General features: G+C 72.1%; 19 protein-coding genes and 2 pseudogenes. 11 read left to right on the top strand and 10 right to left on the bottom strand.

Annotated features, from left to right (window positions below):
* Positions 1 to 217: 217 nt before the first annotated feature.
* Positions 218 to 1747, bottom strand: coding sequence for an anthranilate synthase component I (locus tag IF55_RS22750; RefSeq protein WP_030883438.1), 1530 nt, complete (start codon positions 1745 to 1747; stop codon positions 218 to 220).
* Positions 1748 to 1758: 11 nt separating this feature from the next.
* On the bottom strand, positions 1759 to 2133 hold the full coding sequence (gene hisI, locus IF55_RS22745; RefSeq protein WP_030883440.1) for a phosphoribosyl-AMP cyclohydrolase: 375 nt from the start codon (positions 2131 to 2133) through the stop codon (positions 1759 to 1761).
* Positions 2134 to 2501: 368 nt separating this feature from the next.
* On the opposite strand from hisI, the gene IF55_RS22740 reads away from it, so the two are divergent.
* The 7 genes and pseudogenes from IF55_RS22740 to IF55_RS41500 all read left to right on the top strand — a co-directional run bounded on the left by IF55_RS22740 (position 2502) and on the right by IF55_RS41500 (position 8379).
* Positions 2502 to 3206, top strand: a complete 705-nt coding sequence (locus IF55_RS22740) for a hypothetical protein (RefSeq protein WP_030883443.1) — start codon at positions 2502 to 2504, stop codon at positions 3204 to 3206.
* A 182-nt stretch (positions 3207 to 3388) separates the two neighbouring features.
* Positions 3389 to 4021, top strand: a complete 633-nt coding sequence (locus tag IF55_RS22735; RefSeq protein WP_030883445.1) for a TIGR03085 family metal-binding protein — start codon at positions 3389 to 3391, stop codon at positions 4019 to 4021.
* Between the two features lie 551 nt (positions 4022 to 4572).
* A complete protein-coding gene (locus tag IF55_RS22730; RefSeq protein WP_030883448.1) occupies positions 4573 to 5757 on the top strand; it encodes a serine hydrolase domain-containing protein in 1185 nt (394 codons plus the stop codon).
* Between the two features lie 98 nt (positions 5758 to 5855).
* Positions 5856 to 6128: a hypothetical protein gene (locus tag IF55_RS22725; RefSeq protein ID WP_030883450.1), complete on the top strand. Its 273-nt coding sequence runs from the start codon at positions 5856 to 5858 to the stop codon at positions 6126 to 6128.
* A gap of 134 nt (positions 6129 to 6262) precedes the next feature.
* A pseudogene (locus tag IF55_RS22720) lies at positions 6263 to 6987 on the top strand (dienelactone hydrolase family protein).
* A 293-nt stretch (positions 6988 to 7280) separates the two neighbouring features.
* Positions 7281 to 7904 carry a DUF1707 domain-containing protein gene (locus IF55_RS22715; protein ID WP_048832319.1) on the top strand — a complete coding sequence of 208 codons (624 nt, stop codon included), beginning with the start codon at positions 7281 to 7283 and terminating at the stop codon, positions 7902 to 7904.
* Positions 7905 to 8064: 160 nt separating this feature from the next.
* Positions 8065 to 8379, top strand: coding sequence for a carboxylesterase family protein (locus tag IF55_RS41500; RefSeq protein WP_106980453.1), 315 nt, complete (start codon positions 8065 to 8067; stop codon positions 8377 to 8379).
* Between the two features lie 271 nt (positions 8380 to 8650).
* Here the strand turns inward: IF55_RS41500 and IF55_RS39490 are convergent, their stop codons facing one another.
* The 3 genes from IF55_RS39490 to IF55_RS22705 form a co-directional block, all read right to left on the bottom strand.
* Positions 8651 to 8818 (bottom strand): hypothetical protein, encoded by a 168-nt coding sequence (locus tag IF55_RS39490; RefSeq protein WP_157854375.1) that lies wholly within the window; start codon positions 8816 to 8818, stop codon positions 8651 to 8653.
* A 529-nt stretch (positions 8819 to 9347) separates the two neighbouring features.
* Positions 9348 to 9662 carry a hypothetical protein gene (locus IF55_RS22710; protein WP_048832318.1) on the bottom strand — a complete coding sequence of 105 codons (315 nt, stop codon included), beginning with the start codon at positions 9660 to 9662 and terminating at the stop codon, positions 9348 to 9350.
* A 73-nt stretch (positions 9663 to 9735) separates the two neighbouring features.
* A complete protein-coding gene (locus tag IF55_RS22705) occupies positions 9736 to 10542 on the bottom strand; it encodes an SDR family oxidoreductase (protein ID WP_030883456.1) in 807 nt (268 codons plus the stop codon).
* 489 nt (positions 10543 to 11031) lie between these two features.
* Here IF55_RS22705 and IF55_RS22700 point away from each other — a divergent pair, with 489 nt between their 5' ends.
* Positions 11032 to 11283: a hypothetical protein gene (locus IF55_RS22700; protein WP_030883458.1), complete on the top strand. Its 252-nt coding sequence runs from the start codon at positions 11032 to 11034 to the stop codon at positions 11281 to 11283.
* A 743-nt stretch (positions 11284 to 12026) separates the two neighbouring features.
* Here IF55_RS22700 and IF55_RS22695 read toward each other — a convergent pair.
* A complete protein-coding gene (locus IF55_RS22695; protein ID WP_048832317.1) occupies positions 12027 to 12602 on the bottom strand; it encodes an Imm21 family immunity protein in 576 nt (191 codons plus the stop codon).
* A 37-nt stretch (positions 12603 to 12639) separates the two neighbouring features.
* Between IF55_RS22695 and IF55_RS41495 the strand changes: the two are divergent.
* The 3 genes and pseudogenes from IF55_RS41495 to IF55_RS22685 all read left to right on the top strand — a co-directional run.
* A pseudogene (locus IF55_RS41495) lies at positions 12640 to 12898 on the top strand (hypothetical protein); the annotation flags it as partial.
* A gap of 77 nt (positions 12899 to 12975) precedes the next feature.
* A complete protein-coding gene (locus IF55_RS22690; protein WP_030883461.1) occupies positions 12976 to 13161 on the top strand; it encodes a hypothetical protein in 186 nt (61 codons plus the stop codon).
* 124 nt (positions 13162 to 13285) lie between these two features.
* Positions 13286 to 14626: a hypothetical protein gene (locus tag IF55_RS22685; protein WP_030883463.1), complete on the top strand. Its 1341-nt coding sequence runs from the start codon at positions 13286 to 13288 to the stop codon at positions 14624 to 14626.
* Here IF55_RS22685 and IF55_RS22680 read toward each other — a convergent pair.
* From IF55_RS22680 to IF55_RS22660, 4 genes are all read right to left on the bottom strand, one after another.
* Positions 14595 to 15155: a hypothetical protein gene (locus tag IF55_RS22680; RefSeq protein ID WP_030883466.1), complete on the bottom strand. Its 561-nt coding sequence runs from the start codon at positions 15153 to 15155 to the stop codon at positions 14595 to 14597. The two genes, IF55_RS22685 and IF55_RS22680, sit on opposite strands and share 32 nt — an antisense overlap.
* 24 nt (positions 15156 to 15179) lie before the next feature.
* Entirely contained in the window at positions 15180 to 15518 is a 339-nt protein-coding gene (locus IF55_RS22675; RefSeq protein ID WP_157854377.1) for a hypothetical protein, read from the bottom strand.
* 767 nt (positions 15519 to 16285) lie between these two features.
* Positions 16286 to 16600, bottom strand: coding sequence for a DUF7848 domain-containing protein (locus tag IF55_RS22665; protein ID WP_157854379.1), 315 nt, complete (start codon positions 16598 to 16600; stop codon positions 16286 to 16288).
* Between the two features lie 130 nt (positions 16601 to 16730).
* On the bottom strand, positions 16731 to 17006 hold the full coding sequence (locus tag IF55_RS22660) for a hypothetical protein (protein ID WP_157854381.1): 276 nt from the start codon (positions 17004 to 17006) through the stop codon (positions 16731 to 16733).
* Between the last annotated feature and the right edge of the window lie 209 nt (positions 17007 to 17215).

Genomic DNA, 17215 nt, shown 5'->3' with positions numbered 1-17215 from the left:
GCGGGCGTGCGCGCCGGGCCCGGCCGGGGCCGCCGACCGGCCCGGCGGAGGCCGCCGATCGGCCCCGCCTGGGGGCTCCCGCCGGGGCCCGCCCGCGGCGCGCGGTCCGTCGTATCGGCGCGGTCAGTCGTACCGCCGGGGCCAGTCGTACCGGCTCGGTCAGCCGTACCGCCGGGGTCAGTCGTACCGGCGCGCGGTCAGTCGTACCGGCGCGCGGTCAGTCGTACTGCCTCGCGAGGCGGTTGGCGACGGAGACGGCGCGCAGCACCGCGGCGGCCTTGTTGCGGCACTCGGCGTCCTCGGCGGCCGGGTCGGAGTCCGCGACGATGCCCGCGCCGGCCTGGACGTAGGCGGTGCCGTCGCGCAGCAGGGCGGTGCGGATCGCGATGGCGGTGTCGGAGTCCCCGGCGAAGTCGAGGTAGCCCACGCAGCCGCCGTACAGGCCGCGCTTGCTCGGCTCCAGTTCCTCGATGATCTGGAGCGCGCGGGGCTTGGGCGCGCCGGAGAGGGTGCCCGCGGGGAAACAGGCGGTGAGCACGTCGAAGGCGGTGCGGCCGGGCGCGAGCCGGCCCGTCACGGTGGAGACGATGTGCATGACGTGGCTGTAGCGCTCGACCGACATGAAGTCGACGACCTCGACGCTGCCCGGTTCGCAGACCCGTCCGAGGTCGTTGCGGCCGAGGTCGACGAGCATCAGGTGCTCGGCGCGCTCCTTGGGGTCGGCGAGCAGTTCGTCGCCGAGCGCGGCGTCCTCGCGCGGGGTGGCGCCGCGCGGCCGGGTGCCGGCGATGGGGTGCAGCATGGCGCGTCCGTCCTCGACCTTGACCAGCGCCTCGGGGCTGGAGCCGACGACGTCGAAGCCGTCGAGGCGCAGCAGGTACATGTACGGGCTGGGGTTGGTGGCCCGCAGCACCCGGTAGACGTCCAGCGGGGACGCCTCGCAGGGCGTCTCGAACCGCTGTGAGGGGACGACCTGGAACGCCTCGCCCGCGCGGATGCGCTCCTTGATGTCGTCGACGGCCTCCATGTACGCCTCGCCGCCCCACAGGGCGGTGTACTCGGGGAGTTCGGAGGGCGGCAGCGCGGCGGGCCTGGTGTCTATGGGCCGTACGAGGTCGGCGGCCATCGCGTCGAGGCGGGCGACGGCGTCGGCGTACGCCTCGTCGACGCCGGTGTCGAGGTCGTTGTGGTTGATCGCGTTGGCGATCAGCAGGACGGTGCCGTTCCAGTGGTCGAGTACGGCGAGGTCCGAGGTGAGCAGCATGGTCAGCTCGGGCAGCCGCAGATCGTCGCGGGTGCTGTCCCCGATCTTCTCCAGCCGCCGGACGATGTCGTAGCCGAGATAGCCGACCATGCCGCCGGTGAAGGGCGGCAGTCCGGCGCCCTCGATCAGGTCGCGCGGGGTGTGCAGGGCCTCGATGGTGGCGCGCAGGGCCCGCAGCGGGTCGCCGCTCGTGGGGACGCCGACGGGCGGGGTGCCGAGCCAGTGCGCCTGTCCGTCGCGCGCGGTGAGGGTGGCGGCGCTGCGAACGCCGATGAAGGAGTAGCGGGACCAAGTGCGGCCGTTCTCGGCCGATTCCAGGAGGAAGGTGCCGGGGCGCTCGCCGGCGAGCTTGCGGTAGAGGCCGACTGGGGTGTCGCCGTCGGCGAGGAAGCGTCGGGTGACGGGGATGGCCCGGCGGTCCTTCGCGAGCGTCCGGAAGGTGTCGAGGTCAGGTGTGACGTCACCGGTGGTCGTGGCAGCCATGGCAGCGGAGCCTACTGGCCCAGGGGCAGGACATCGGCATCGAAGCAGGTCCGTTCGCCGGTGTGGCAGGCCGCGCCGACCTGGTCGACCTTGACGAGGATGGTGTCGGCGTCGCAGTCGAGGGCGACGGACTTGACGTGCTGGGCGTGGCCGGAGGTGTCGCCCTTGACCCAGTACTCCTGGCGGCTGCGGCTCCAGTACGTACAGCGGCCGGTGGTCAGGGTGCGGTGCAGCGCCTCGTCGTCCATCCAGCCGAGCATGAGCACTTCGCCGGTGTCGTACTGCTGGGCGATGGCGGGGACCAGGCCGTCGGCGTCGCGCTTGAGGCGGGCGGCGACGGCGGGGTCGAGCGGGGAAGGGCCGCCGGGGCGGGTGGTACCGGTCATGGGTCCATTCTGCCGCTTCGCCGGCGTGCGCCGTGATCGCTTCCGCCCTCCCCTTCTGACCTGCGGTGGTACGGCCCGCCGGGCGGATTGTCAGTGGCGTACGGCATGCTTCGCCCATGACGTTTCCGCCTCCGCCGAACTCTTCGCAGCCGCCTCAACCGCCGGGTGCCGGCGGCGGTTTCGGCCCGCCGCCGCAGGGGTTCGGGCCGCCGCCGGCCGAGGGGTACGGGCAGCGGTACGGCCCGGCGCCCGCGCCGGGGTACGGGCCGGAGCCGGGGTACGGGCAGGGGTTCCCGGCATCCCCGCCGCCTCCGCCGCCTCCGCCTTCGGGGGGCTCTTCGGGTGGTCCTCCGCGCGGCAAGGGCAAGATGATCGCGGCGATCGTCGTGGCGGCGGTGCTCGTCGCGGGGCTGACGGTGGCTGGTGTCGTGCTGACCAGCGGGGACGGGAAGAAGAACAACACGGCGGCGGGCAGCGAACCGTCCCTCTCCGCTTCCTCCTCCCCCACGGCCGCCTCTTCCGGCTCGCCGGAGTCGGATGGTGTGGGGGCGCCGCTGGAGGGCGCGCCGGGCGGAGGGGAGGACGGTTCGCGGCCTTCGGGCTCGGGTGGGGGCGCGGACCCCGGCGCGGGCTCCGTTCCTGGCTCGGGCCCGGGCTCGGGCGCTGACTCCGGCTCGGCGGGCAGTCCGGCCGACGGCCAGGTGGGGTATGTGGAGTTGAAGCCCGGCGAGTGCTTCGACCACCCCGGCCTGGACAGCGCCGTGAAGCGAATAGAGGTCCGCTCGTGCGACGGCCCCCACGACGGTGAGGTCATCGCCAACGAGACGCTGACCGGGACGTACACGACGGACAAGGAGTTGCAGGGCAACGCCCTGGCGCTGTGCAAGGCGGACGCGACGCAGCGCATGCGCTCCATAGGCGCCGACGGTCGCACGTATTACTACTACGTGCTCTTCCCGTCCAGGGCGACCTACGCCCAGGAGGGCCGGGACCAGGTCTCCTGCTCTCTGACGCTCAGCGACAAGCCGGGCGGCAAGAAGCTGACGGGGGCGCTGCCGGGACAGGCGGGATAGGCGGGACAGGGGACGGCTGAGCGGACGGGGGGACAACGGGGCGGGGGGACATCGGGCTGGGGGGACATCGGTCGAGGGGAATACCGAACGAAGGGGGGCATCGGGGGAGGGCCTACGGGCGGGTGTGCGGGGGTGGGCGCGGCGGCGTGGCAGGGGGCCGGTGCCGGTCGTAGGCTGTCGCCATGTCGACACACGCGAAGCGCGAACGCCTGCTACTTGCTGACCTGTTGGAGACGGCGGGGCCGGAGGCCCCGACGCTGTGCGACGGGTGGACCGCCCGCGATCTGGCCGCGCACGTCGTGGTGCGCGAGCGGCGCGCGGACGCGGCGGGCGGCATCCTGATCAAGCCGCTGGCCGCGCGGCTGGAGCGGGTGCAGGCCGAGTTCGCGTCGAAGCCGTTCGCGGAGCTGGTCCAGCTCATCCGCACGGGTCCGCCGCGCATGTCGCCGTTCTCGCTGAAGCAGGTCGACGAGGCGTCCAACACGGTCGAGTTCTATGTGCACGCGGAGGACGTGCGCCGCGCGGCACCGGAGTGGACACCGCGCGAGCTGGACCCGGTCTTCGAGGACGCCCTGTGGTCCCGGTTGGAGCGGATGGCCCGCGTGCTGGGCCGCAAGTCCCCGGTCGGCCTCGTGCTGCGGCGCCCGGACGGCCGTACGGCGGTGGCGAACCGCTCCACGCCGGTCGTCACGGTCACCGGCGAGCCCGGCGAGCTGACGCTCTTCGCCTTCGGCCGCCAGGAGGCGGCGCGCGTCGAGGTGGAGGGGGACAAGGACGCCGTGGCCCGGCTCTATGACGCCAAGCTGGGCCTCTGACGCCTCGTCAGGGGCTCGCGCCGGCCGCTCCGGCCGCCCGACCCGGCGCGCCGCCGGCCGCTACGGCTGCCCCCGCCCGGCGCGCCGCCGGCCGCCCGGCCCGACCTGCCGCCGGACGCTCCGGAGCTCCCGCCGGGCCTGCCCCGGCCCGCGCGTGGTCCGTGCCGCCCATGCCGCCTAGGCCGACCGTCCGGCCCGTATGACTCGCGGCCGCCGTCCGGCCCGCGAGAACCCACGCCAGGGCCGCGCCGCCCCCGTCGACCGTCCGGCCCGTACGGCTCGCGGCCGCCGTCCGGTCCGTAGGAGCCCAGGCGGTCCGGTCGACCCAGGCGGCCCGTTCGCTTACTGCGTGTTTCTCATCCCATGGTTCGTAACGGGCCTGGTGAGGGCTCGCCCGGGTGCCCTGGCGGTGCCGGTTGGGTCAAGAACCGTCACACGGCGCCCGGCAGGTCAGCGCCAGACTGTGACGGCCCGCACCGGGGGTTATCCCCCGTTCTGATCTTGGGGTGCGCCGGATCGCGCCCCCGTTGGGGCGAAACTAGCGTCCGGCCATGACCTCGACCCTGCGAAAGCACCTCGCCGTGGCAATCGGTGTCGCTACGCTGCTCGCCGCAGAGGTGGGCACGGCCGCCGCCCAGCCTGCCGGACCCTCCCTCGTGGAGCAGTTACGCCAGGATGTCGCAACGATCCACGCCCTCGGTGTCAGCGGTGCGCAGGCCCGCGCCATTGGGCCTGACGGCCGGCAGTCGGTCGCCACCAGCGGCACCGCCGACCTGACCACCGGTCGCCCGGTCTCTTCCAGCGGCTACTTCCGCATGGCCAGTACGTCCAAGACGCTGGTTGCCACCGTGGTCCTCCAACTGGAGGCCGAGAGCAAGCTGTCCCTGGACGACACGGTCGACCACTGGCTGCCAGGAGTGGTGCAGGGTAACGGCAACGACGGCACTCGAATCACCATCGGCCAACTCCTCCAGCACACCAGCGGCATCCGCGACAACCTGCCGGGATACACCACGCCGGAGGAGTACTACCAGCAGCGCCACAACGTCTACGCCCCCAAGCAACTGGTCGGCCTCGCCATGGCCCACGAGCCGGAAGACTTCCTGCCCGGCAAGGGCTGGGCGTACTCCAACACCGGCTACGTTCTGCTCGACATGATCATTCAGAAGGCCACCGGTCAACCCGCCCACCAAGAGATCGAGAACCGCATCCTGCGCCCGCTCGGCCTCAACCAGACCCGGTGGATGGGCACCTCGCCCGCCCTGCCCCGGCCTCACGCCCAGGCCTACCAGTTCTTCGGCCCCGGCTCCCGGGTGAACGTCACCGACCAGATACCGGTGGACTACGAGAACCTTTCGTGGGTCACGACCACACGGGACGAAAACCGCCTCCTCCGCGCGCTGCTCGACGGCCGCCTACTGCCAGCACGGCAACTGGCCGAGATGAAGCGGACCGTCCCCGTGAGCGCGGCGGTCCAAGAGCTGTGGCCCGACGGCCGGTACGGACTCGGCCTGGTCGAACGCCCCCTGAACTGTGGAGGAACCTACTGGAGCCACGAGGGAGGGGACGGCGGCTACATCACCCTCAACGGCGTCACCGATGACGGGCGTCGAAGCGCTGTGGTCTCCATGTCCGAGGCCCGCGGCGACACCAAAGACCACATACTGGAGCAGGAGAACGCGGCCGGCGCCCTGATCGACCACGCACTGTGCGCCGGCGGCCCCAGCACCCGGTGAGCGGGCGCGGCCTTGGCCGGCGAGGGCGCGCAATTCGGCGACTCCGGCGGTGGAGATTGCCGGGGCGCGTTCGGCGGTGAGCTTGTCGAGGCGCCGGCGTGAGGTGGAGCGCAGGCGGGCGGGACGCGGTCGAGGACGTCCGTCGCGCAGGCGGGCGGGACGCGGTCGAGGACGTCCGTCGCGCAGGCGGCGGCGTCGGCGGCCGGGGCCGGCGACCGGACGGCGAGATCGCCACCCACTTCCTCACCGACCCCGGCACCGACGCGCACCGAGCAGTCCAGGCCGAAGCCGAACGCCTCACCACGTTCCTGGGCGACAACCGCATCCGTCCCAGCCTGCGCACCCCCATCGAACGCCGCCTGACCACGTAACCGCCTGCTGCCTGTCGGCATCCTTTGCCGACAGGCAGCAGGTTCGTCGGGGAGTTGCAGTCGGGACGGACTGCCGTCAGCCATCGGTGAACGCCACCCCGCGCGAGCGCAACGGGGCGTTACCGTCCGGACTCATGACAACGATCACGACGCACACGGTCGAGTATCCGGCCGACGGCTTGACGATGCTCGGCCACCTCGCGCTCCCGGCCGGTGTCGACCGCCGACCCGCGGTGCTGCTCGGACCAGAGGGCACGGGGCTCAGCGACGTCGAGCGCCGCAGGGCCGAAGCCCTCGCGGAGCTGGGATACGTGGCGCTGGCCTTCGACCTTCACGGTGGGCGCTATTTGGGGGACCCCGAGGAGATGCTGGCCCGTTGCATGCCCCTGCTCGCCGACCCCGACCGGATGCGGGGCATCGGCCATGCGGCGCTCGACGTGCTGCGCACCGAACCGCGGACCGACCCCGACCGGATCGCCGCTGTCGGCTACGGCACCGGGGCGCTATCGGGCTGGAACTCGGGCGTGACGGCGTCGACCTGCGCGCGATCGCGACCGTCAACGGGCTGATCACGGGCCGACCGGGCGAGGCGGCGCGCATTCGCTGCCCGGTGTGGGCCGGGGTCGGGTCGGAAGACCCGATCATGGCGCCCGCGCAACGGGAGGCGTTCACCACAGAGATGCAGGCCGCGGGCGTCGACTGGCGCCTCGTGGTCTACGGAGGAGCCCTGCACGCCTTCCACCATCCATCGGTCGACCACACCGTGCGTCCCGGTGTCGGCTACCACCCACGGCACGCGCAGCGAGCCTGGCGCGACATCGTCGCTCTGCTCGCCGAGTGCCTGCCCATCATGGATTGATCCGATCGGCTTCCGATACTCACTCCTGCCCGCCGCCGTCGTCGTCTTCGTCCAGCTCCGGGCATCCGGGTCGCGCAGCGGGCGCAGGGCGCCGGCGGCCGGGGTGGAGGCGGTGAAGCTGTAGCGCGGGGAAGGCGGCCCGTGGGTGTGGGCGCATCCGGACGGGTCGTCCCCGCTCGGCACCGACCCGCCGTGCGCGCATCGGCTCGTCGGAGTGGGCGCCGCCTCTCCTCGGCCGCGCAGCCCTTACTGGGCGGGGTCGCCCTTGAGGACGATGAGCGTCGTTCACGGCTGTGCCAGCCTGGGCCCCGGACGACGAGGAAAGGGAGGTCACCGTGGACGGTGCCGACTGTGAGCGGCTCCCTGTGCGCGCGTCGGAGACCGAGCGAGAACGCGTGGCCGAGGTTCTACAACAGGCATACGTCGAAGGGCGACTGGACCTTGCTCTGCTCCACGAGCGCCTGGACGCGCTGTGGCAGGCCGCCACCCACGACGACCTCACGGCCCTCGCCCGGGATGTGACCCCGCCATCGGCCCCCGAGCCCGCCCCCATGGAACTGCGCGCGGGGCACAACGCCCGGGTGCGCAAAGAGGGCCGGTGGCCGGTGCCGCAGCGCATCCGCGCCGTCGCGGAGAAGGACGGCCGGATCCACCTGGACTTCACCCAGGCGCACTGCCCCCACCGGGAGGTGGTCGTCGAGACGGCATGTGTCAGCAACGGCCCGATCACCCTCGTCGTGCCGAGGGGCTGGGCCGTGCACACCGATGCGATCGCCATCCGCGGCAACGGCAAGGTCGTCAACGACACCACGTATCCCGCGGACCCCGCCGCGACTACCCTTCGCCTGTCCGGTATCGCCGACCGGGGACGAATCAAGGTCAGCCACCCGCCCCAGCCCCGTCGTCGCAAAGGCTGACGGCCCGGGGAGCGGAGGCGTGACGAAAGCCGCACCGTGCGGGCCCGGTATTACCGCGGTGGCGGCTCAGGTGGCAACCGTCCGCGCGCGGTAGATCCGAGGCGGAGCGTCATCCGATGGAGCGGTGTGCCACGGCTTGCGGTCCGCCGAGGATGAGGCCATGACGTCTTCGAGAGCGTCCCCCCGCATGTCGTTGCTCGTCGCCGTCGCGGCCGTGCTCGGGCTCGCCGCCTCCTGTTCCGACTCCGGTAGTACGCCGCGAGCGGAGAAAGACGGTGCCAGTCCGGTCGCGAGCGGTACGGCGCGGGTGCGGGAGGGGCGGTTGAAAGGGCTCGTGGGCGAGGGAACCGCGGGGTTCCTCGGGGTTCCCTACGCGGCGCCGCCGACGGGGGAACTGCGATGGGCTCCGCCCGCGGGGGCCCGGCTGCGGAGCGCGGGTCAGAGAGCTGGGAGCTGGGGGACGCTGCTGGGGTGACCACACCAGTTCAGCCATCTCGTGACCGTGCCCTCGGACGCGGTGTTTCCGCGCTCTTGAGCGGGCAGGGCCCGGACACAGGCCGCTGTGCGCCGGCCGGCGGCCGCGGCTTCGGCTTCGGCTTCGGCTTCGGCCAGAGCCTTCGCCTCGCCCTCCTACAACTTGCGCGGAGCGGATCGGCTGGTCCGGCAGGGAGGTTGGGAATCGTCATGCCCGGCTGACGGGCGCAACCGTCGTCGGTCACCCCGACGTCCCCTGTGTACCGGGCCGGCTACCCCGCCCTGGTCGGCCGGCCACCGTAGCAGGGCAGTCCGGCGGCTCTCAGCTCGGCGTCCAGGTCCACGACCGTGACGCGCCGCAGCTCCCGAAGAAGCTGGCCGGCCAGTACGTACCGCGGCGCCGGGGTCCCGTACGCGACGGGGGCCTCGGTGTCGAGCACGAGCTGGTCGGTCGGCCGCGGGCCGCGAGGGTGGCGCGCGGTGTAGACCGCGCCGAGGACTCCCCGGACCGCGTACTTCTTCGCTCTCGGCGCGAGGCGGTGCCGCCGCAGGTGCGGGCGTTGCCGGCGGGCGACGGCGGCGCAGGGAAGGCACAGCGGCGGCTGCGCGACGGTGCCCTCCTCCAGGCGGGCGGCGGCGCCCGTCGTTCTTCAGCCTTCGAGGAACAGGACGCTTTGCCGGTGTGGCTGGCCCGGCCGCCGCACACCTGGCATCGGAGATGCTCCATCGCGGTGCGCTGCCGTTCGGAATTGACGGTCCTCCAGAGCGGGGCTCCGTCCCCGGGGTCGTCCGTCCACCGCTCCCACAGCCCACCGAGCGGGTCCCGGTCTTCGGCGTGCTCGGTGCGGCAACGCAGGCCGCCGGTGTCCAGCAGCAGGTCCGCGCGCGAGACCTCCCGCTCCCCGCTCCAGGCCGTGACGTACGGAACGAACAGCCCCTGCCGGACCGCAAGAGGGCGCGGCACAGCGGTCACGGCGCCTCCCGGCCGAGGCGGTCTGAGGGCGCGGACAGGCAGCCGTCCGTTTCGCGGAGGACGACTTCGGCGAGGGCGCCGCGGCCGTCGTCCTTGGGCAGCACGGCGGCATGGCGCCGGACTCCGGCGGCGACCGCGCGGGCGTGGCCGGTCAGATGGAGGGCGATCTGCTGGTAATCGCGCGGGGTGAGACGCGGGGCCTTCCAGGCGAGGACGGCGGTGACGAGCGCTTCGTGCGGGGCGCGGACCAGCGGGAGTTGGGCCTCGTTCTGGCCGTGGGGGTCGTGGAGCACGACGTGCGTGCCGTTCACCGGTGGCCCGCCGTGTCGTCCTGGTCGTCGCCCTACAGATCCACATCAGGGGAAGAGGAAGAGACACAGGCTCTTACGTGAGGCCGCCGTTGCTGATGAGCAGTTGGCCGTTGATCCACTCGCCTTTCTTCGAGCAGAGGAAGTCCACGAGGTGGGCGGTGTCCTGGGGGGTGCCGAGCCGGCCGCGCGGGGTGTTGCGGATGCAGTGTTCTCGGAGGTCCTCGGGCATCCATCCGGTGTCGATCGGGCCGGGGTTGATCGCGTTGGCGGTCACGCCGAGGTGGGCGAGTTCGTGGGCGGCGGCCAGGGTGATGCGGTCCAGGGCGCCTTTGCTGGCCCCGTAGGGCAGGTTGCCGACGGTGTGATCACTGGTGAGGCTGATGATCCGGCCGGTCCCCCGCTCCGCGGCGAAGCGGCGCCCGAACTCGCGGATGAGCAGCCACGTGGCGCGCGCGTTGACGGCGAAGTGCCGGTCGAAGCTCTCCACGGTGGTGTCGAGCAGCCCCGAGTCGACGGATTCGCAGTGGCTCATCACCAGCGCCGTGACGCCGCCCATGCGCTCTTCGACCCGGTCGAAGACGCGTGCCGGGGTCTCCGGCTCGGCGAGATCCGCCTCGATCGCGAGGGTGGACGCACCGCGCTCGGCCAGTTCCCGGCCGATCGCCTCCGCCGCCCCGGGCTCGCTCCCCCAGCTCATGCGCTCGTCGTAGGGCGTCCAGTAGGTGAAGGCGACGTCCCACCCCGACGCGGCCAGCCGCCGCGCGATCCCCGCGCCGATGCCGACGGTGCGGCCCACCCCGGTGAGCAGGGCGACCGGCCGGCGGCCAGAGCCCCCGTGGCTGGGGGCGGGCTGCTGTTCCTGATGAGTGTCCGTCGTCACGGACGGAGATGGTTCACGAGCGCCCGTCGGGGCGTCAATCGATTTCCCGCGACACCACGACTGTCCGGTGAACCTGGCCGACGGCGCCTACGGGCGCCCCAACAGACCCACCCAGCGCGGCAGTTCGGCCCGCCGCAGAAGCGGCGCGCGGAGCCCCGGGCCCCGACCGCCGCGCCGGTCGGCCGCCCGTCAGTGTCCGCACGTACGCGAGCGGAGTGCCCCGCCGAGTCCCGGCCAGGGGCGTACAGGGCCATAGGCGTACAGGGCCATGCAGGGCGGGGGCGACTCGGGCAGTTGCGCCATAGGTCAGCACCGGATTGTCCGGACGTGGGACCGTAGTCCTACGCCTGAGCAACCGGAGGAACCATGCCTTGCCCCATGCCAGGCTGTGACGGGCAGTTGGAGGACACCGGACACGGCAACTACAAATGCAACAAATGCCACTACATCTACGACCCCGGTGGCCTGTAGGCCGATCAGGAGTAGCCAGTGAACGCACAGCAAGTCCTACAACTCGACGGATACGCCCAGCGGCTCAACGGCTCGCCCTGCCGCGCATGCCAGGTGCGGCACACGTGGACGCTGGGGGGAGTGAATGATCAGGGGCACGCCATCGCCAGCCTCATCTGCGACGACTGCGGGCATGTCTCGACGGTCCACCTCAACGACTATGAGGTGCCGACCGAAACCCCGGCGCCGAGGGTGGTCACGAACGGCCTGCGAGTGAGCATGACCTACTAGCGGGGCACGGCGGGCCTTCCCCGTCCACGCGCTCTCCTCCGAGGCGCGTGGGCGGGGTTTCTCGTGCCTGCGCGGTTGCCGCCCTCCCCTCAGCGCGGCAGTTCGGCCCGCCGCAGACGTGGCGCGCACAGCCCGGCCCCCGCGCCGAGCACGATGACCACCGCCGACGCCGTGAACACGGGCGCGGGGCCCCAGGCCCCGACCGCCGCGCCGGTCAGCGGATAGCCGCATCAGCGCCCATTACCTTCTGGGCCGAGCCCGCATTGGGTTCGTGATCTCTGGGGCCGGTATGGCTTCTTGCCCCTGTCGTTGGTGGCCCGGCGGCGCTGCCCCCGGCCCCGGTGGCAGCGGGTGACCACTGAGAGAAGCGTGTCCGCCAGGCGGCGGGGCTGCGTAGTGCGGCTGCCGCCCTCCGGTGCCGGTGAGCCGGCGGCTGCGACTCCCGAGCGGAGGAAACCGCGGTGACCAGCACGGACTTCACTTCGCTCGATGTCTTCTGCGCTATGGACGCGTGGCGGCGTGGCCCCGGCGCTCAGTGGATGGCTCGGCGATCAGGGGGCGACCGTCCTGCCGTCCGGAGCCGCGCGGTGCGCTGCGCCCTGCTCGGTCTCCGTGTCCAGAGGACCCCGGCCGTCCTGCGACGGCTCCTCGGGCCCGCTCCTTCGCCACGAGCGGCGAGCGACAGGAGTCGTCAGGCTCGTCGCCTGCGCGGCAAGGTGGCCCGCGGCTCGGATACGCAGGCGTCATACCGGACGTAGTTGGACCACCCCTACCCACGGGTAGTCGCCCGTCTTATGCGTCGCGCGAACGCTCCAGCGTCCGGCGGGCACAGAAACCTGGGCCTGCTCCGGCAGGCCGCCCCGGTCCGGGTACTCCACGGCGAGGTCCGCTCCGGCTACGGCGGAGTCCAGGAGAATCGCCGATCCATCGGTCTCCCACACCCCGCACTCCTCCCACTCGGTGGCGGGGTCGTCCAAGACGGCCCTCGCGGCATCAAGGAGTTCGACGTCGGAGTCAGCGGCGAGCCACCGCACGAAGACGTGCTGATCGGAGAGGTAGCAGGTCGTGGCCGGCTCGTCGGCCAGGACCAGCCCGGAAGCTTCGCCGCCGACGGCGACGGTCCCAGCCCAGCCGCCGACACCGCACGCGCGGTCGTAGTCGTCGGGGACTTCCGTTCCGCCGACGATGACCCCGTCCTCCGTGCAGCCGCCCCACTGGTCCACAGCCGATGCCGGAATGACGATCAACGGGCCGCCCATCGACCGCACCCAGGCGAGATCGGCACGGAGGTGCCGAGAGCTGTTGCGAGATGACGTCATGTGGCCAGTCTGCCCTCGCCCACCGACAGTGCCATGGCTCGGCTCGGCCCGCACCGGCCCGAACCTGGGCCTGCCCGCCTCGACAGTGCACCGCGCCCTGGCCGGCCTGGACCGACTGGGTCCTTTCTGGGCCGGGGCCGGGCCACCGGGACGGTGATCCGCCGCTACGAACGCGCGCGGCCTTCCTGCACCGGGCCGCCGCCTCCCTCCAGGCCGCGGGCATCGACCGCGCCGAGCGGGTCCTGACCGACAACGCCTGGTCGTACCACAAGAGCCTCGCCTGGCGGCGGGCTCTGGCAGGCTTCCTGCACACCTGCAACGGGGCGCGGAGAACCAAGTTGAGACGCCGGGACTGTACTGATGGGACAGGGTGATGACGATGGACCGCGTCTCCGAACTCGCTGACCTCATACGTCGGCTCGGACCCGACGGCGCCCGTGCCCAGGTGATGGCGGAGGTGGCGGCAGCAGCCGGGTATCCATCCGCAGTGACGACCACCAAAGACGCAGTGATGCAGCAGTTCGGTGACGCTCCGGACATCGAGGTGGAACCGGCGTAGTCAGCCGCCTCGTGCCGGGCCCGGCCCGGCACGCGCGGACGAGAAACGGGGGACTCACTCTTCCTGCCTAACGCGCCATGGCGCCACCGAGCCCCCCGGCCCCTTATGCCGGAGGGTCGTAGGTGTGGAGCGGAGCGCGTTGGTGGAGGGGGGTGAGGGGCTGCCGTTGTTCGGGGTGGAGGGGGACGTGGTGGCGTTGGCGGGGGCGGCGGGGGGTGCGACGGCCGCGGGGCGGCAGGTGCTCGACGGGTTCGGGTATGTGCGGAGCCGCGTGGTGGCGGAGGATCTGCGGCTTTCGGACGGGAGCAGGCCGGGGGTGGTCCCGGCCGTGTCGGTGCTGGACCCTCGGGTCGAGCCCGTGCTGCGGGATCGGATTCAGACGGTGGTGCGCTGCCTGCGCGAATTGGTGCGCCGATATGCGGGCGATGGGCGGCTGCGGGATTTCCTCGATGTGCCGGAGGCGCTGGACCGGTGGGTGCGGGCGGAGCCCGCCCCCGAGCGGCTGGAGGTGGACTGGTGCCGCCCGGATCTGCTCGGGGAGACCCTGGGCACGGTGCGGGTGCTGGAATTCAACGCCAGCAGCCCCGGCGGCATGCTCAATATGGGAATGCTGACCCGTTTCTGGCGGGAATCGGCCTTCGGGCGGGTCCTGGAGGAATGGGGCGTGCCCCCGGCGCCGCTGGAGTCTCCGACGTGGTTCGCCGACTGGCTTCTCGATTACGGTCAGGCGCGCGGCGTCGCGCGCCGGGCCGGGCGGCAAGTGGGGCTCTTCCATACCCGGGGGCGGTTCGAATTCGCGCAGATGGCGCGGCAGCTACGGGACCGCGGCCAGCGGCCCGTACTCCTCTCGCCCGGCGCGCCGGACGGCGACGAGCTGCGTTTGGGGTATTTGAAGTACATTCCCCTCGCCCCCGACGACGTCCGGGGCTGGGAGGCGTTCTGCGCCCGCGCCTGTGACGGAGACCTGGTGATTCCCAACGCGCTCGCGGCGCGTTGGGTCGCGGAGAACAAGCTGTGCCTCGCCGCGTTGTCGGACCCGCGTTTCCGCTATCTGTTCACCCAGCGGGAGTGCGCGGCCCTGGACGCTCTGGTGCCGTTCAGCCGGAAACTCGGTGACGGCATCACCGCCGCCGACGCGACCGCCGAACGGGAACGGCTGGTGCTCAAGGCCCCCTACAGTTGCCGCGGCGAATCCGTCGTCATGGGGGTCGACACTCCCCCGGCGCTCTGGAAGCGCACGGTGGGCGACGCCGCGCATCAGGGGTGGCTGGTCCAGGAACGCGTCGCCGCTGGAATCGTCGAAACGGCCGACGGCCCGTTCCTGCGTGATCTGGTCGCGCCGATGCTCGGCGGGCGCGTCATCGGCTACGGCGGCCGTTTCAGTTCCGAGCATCTGCTCAATGCCGCCCAAGGCGGCCGAGGGGCCGTGGTTCTCAGCCCGTGGGCCCTCGCGCCCGTTTCTTGACCCTTGCCGGGGGAGGCAGGGATTTCCGCGATCGTCGCGCGGCCGCTGAGGCCACGCGATCCGCACGGCCTTCGTCAACCCCCGTTCTCAGTGGGTCTCCACCCGAATGTCGAGGCCGTATTTCCGGGCGAAATTTCCGGGCGAACAATTCGAGGTGGGTCTTCTGCTCCTGGGTCCACGTCGAGCGGTGCAGCACGATGCGGTCGATCTCGGACCAGTTCAGCGGCCCGTGGATCCGGGCCTCGAAGTACTCCTGCAATTCGTTCACGCTGCCGCTGGCGATCTGGCTCTTCATCTCCGGGTCGAAGCGGAAATCCGTGGCCTCGGCGACGGTCAGCCGCACCACTTGTTCGGGGCCGTGGGCCAGCAGTGGATACAGGTCCCGTGAACCGGTGACCCCGCGTGCGCCGCCGACGCCGTTCTGCCAACTGTCGATCGGGGTGAGCGTGACGCGGTCCCGAAGGCCGGGCTTCCAGTGGACCGCCGCCTCGCCGTAGGCCGGAAGCCCGGCCGGCCGGTTGCGGGACATCAGCGCCGCGCCGCTCCACCAGGATCAGCGATATCGCCTGCACTGCACGTCGTGGAGTTTCGTCCAGTCGACCGCGCGACCCTTCAGCGCGTTGTAGACCGGCCAGTCCTCCGGAGCCAGTACGGGCTCGTCGCCCCCGGACCGCAGGGCGGGGAGCACCCGCTGCTCGCGCTGTCCCGGAATCATCTTCTGCGATCGGTCGGCGGCCTTGCGCTTGTCGAGTTCCGTACGGAGCCGGCTCACCTCGCCCTGCAACTGGTCCTTCAGTTCGCCCGTACTTGAGCGCACGGAAAGGCTCTTCTTGCTGATGAAGCCATTGCGGATGGCGATGGCTTCTTCCAGGGGCTCGTCGGTGGAGTTCATCAGGAATCTTTGGAACGCCAGCTCGTGGTCGGCGCGGACCCGCAATTCCCCTTCGGCCCCCCGACTTCCGCGCGTTCTTGAGCAAGTCCGCGAAACGGTCGGCGCCCCCCGCGAGCGGGTCCGGGAATTTCAGCTCGTCGCGCCGCAGGGGGTCGTCGGCGGGGTGTACGGCCACCGGCGGGGCCGCGTGGGCCGCCGCCTGCGCACTGGACTGCGGCACGAGCCCGCTGTCGGACGTCTGCCCCTTCTTGCCGCTCTTGCCGCTCTTGCCGCTCTTGCCGCTCTTGCTGCTCTTGAACAGCCGCTGTACGGGCACGGCGGCCACGGTGCCGGCGTTCGCCGTGTGGCCGTGCCGCGCCTGGTCTTCGGGGTGGCCGCCCCGCGCGATCAACGCGGCGGCGGCGCCGTTGCCCACGGTCCGCTGGAGCGCGGCCATGTGCCCCGCCCCCATCGGACCGCCGACGGGCGGCCCGGCCCCCTGGGGGTTCGCTTCGGCCTGCCGGCCGGGGCGGGCGTCTGGCTCCGGACCGGTTCCTGACGCGCTTTCATGGTCCTTCTGCCAGGGTCTGCCCGTGATGCCAGGGCCAGGCCCGTGATGCCAGGGGCTGCCCCTGGCATCAGGACGGACCGTGGCATCAGGGCGGACCGTGGCACCAGGGGCAAGCAGGGGCCTCAGGGGCGGACGGAGACGATCAGCGCGAGCGCGAACGCGAGCACGCTCACGAACGAGGCCATGGTGACGACGAGCGCCGAGACCCGGGCCAGGGTCACCCCGCGCCGCCGCTCGTCGGCCGGGAAGGGAGTACGAGCAGGGTCGGCGTCGTCTCGCCGATGGCCGGGCGCCGTTCGCAGCCCGGCGGCGGCTCCAGCGTCACGTACTCGGTCACGGTCCGGCAGTAACGGGTGTGCCCCGTCTCCTGCGTGTGCCGTCGCATCCACTCCTCGATCCATTCCGGACCGCCGGAGCGGATCATCTCGCCGCAATCCGTCTCCTCCCCCGTGACACAGTCGGCCCGGTAGACGGGCAGGGCCAATGGGTCTAGTTCAATCTTCCACGGTACGTACCGGTAGACGCGGTTCATCGGCGCATCCTCCTCGTGTCCTGTTCCGCTTCCGGCCCGAGGAGCCGCCGCCGCAGCCGCCCCTCGCACACCACCCACCACCGCGCCGCCACGCGGCAGGCCCAACGGAAGCCGGCCGACGCGGGCCGGCTCACCGTCCGCCCCCGCGCCTCGCGCCGCCGACGCCGCGTACGCCCAGCCGTACGTCCGTATCCGCCCGTCCCCGCCCCTCCCGGTGCTCGGGGCACTGACACGGCGGGAACGCGATCGAGCCGGGCGGCGGCGGAGGCTTCGCCACGCTCGCGGGGGCGCTCAACCGCCCTTCCACCGCCGACCACTTGGGGAACACCAGCATCCCGTCGACCCCGTGCTCGGCCATCAGCCGCGACAGCACCGCCCGCGCCGCGCTCCTCACGAGAACAGCCACTTCATCCGCCCCAACTCGCACCGTACGCGCGCCAGTACGGCCCGGTCGGTCCGGCACTCACTCGCCGCCGGCCAGTACGCCGGTGCCATGGCCCACGCGCCGCCGGCGCGGAGCACCGCGTCAACCACATTGTCTTCGCCCCTCGTTGGAGTGATTTCACCCCAATAGGCATGACTGTTTGTGGGATGGTTCTTTCCGGCCACCGCTGC

The organism is Streptomyces varsoviensis (assembly GCF_000718635.1).
Taxonomy (GTDB): domain Bacteria; phylum Actinomycetota; class Actinomycetes; order Streptomycetales; family Streptomycetaceae; genus Streptomyces; species Streptomyces varsoviensis.
The sequence above is the reverse complement of the archived record's forward strand: the minus strand, read 5'-3'. Positions and strand labels throughout refer to the sequence as shown.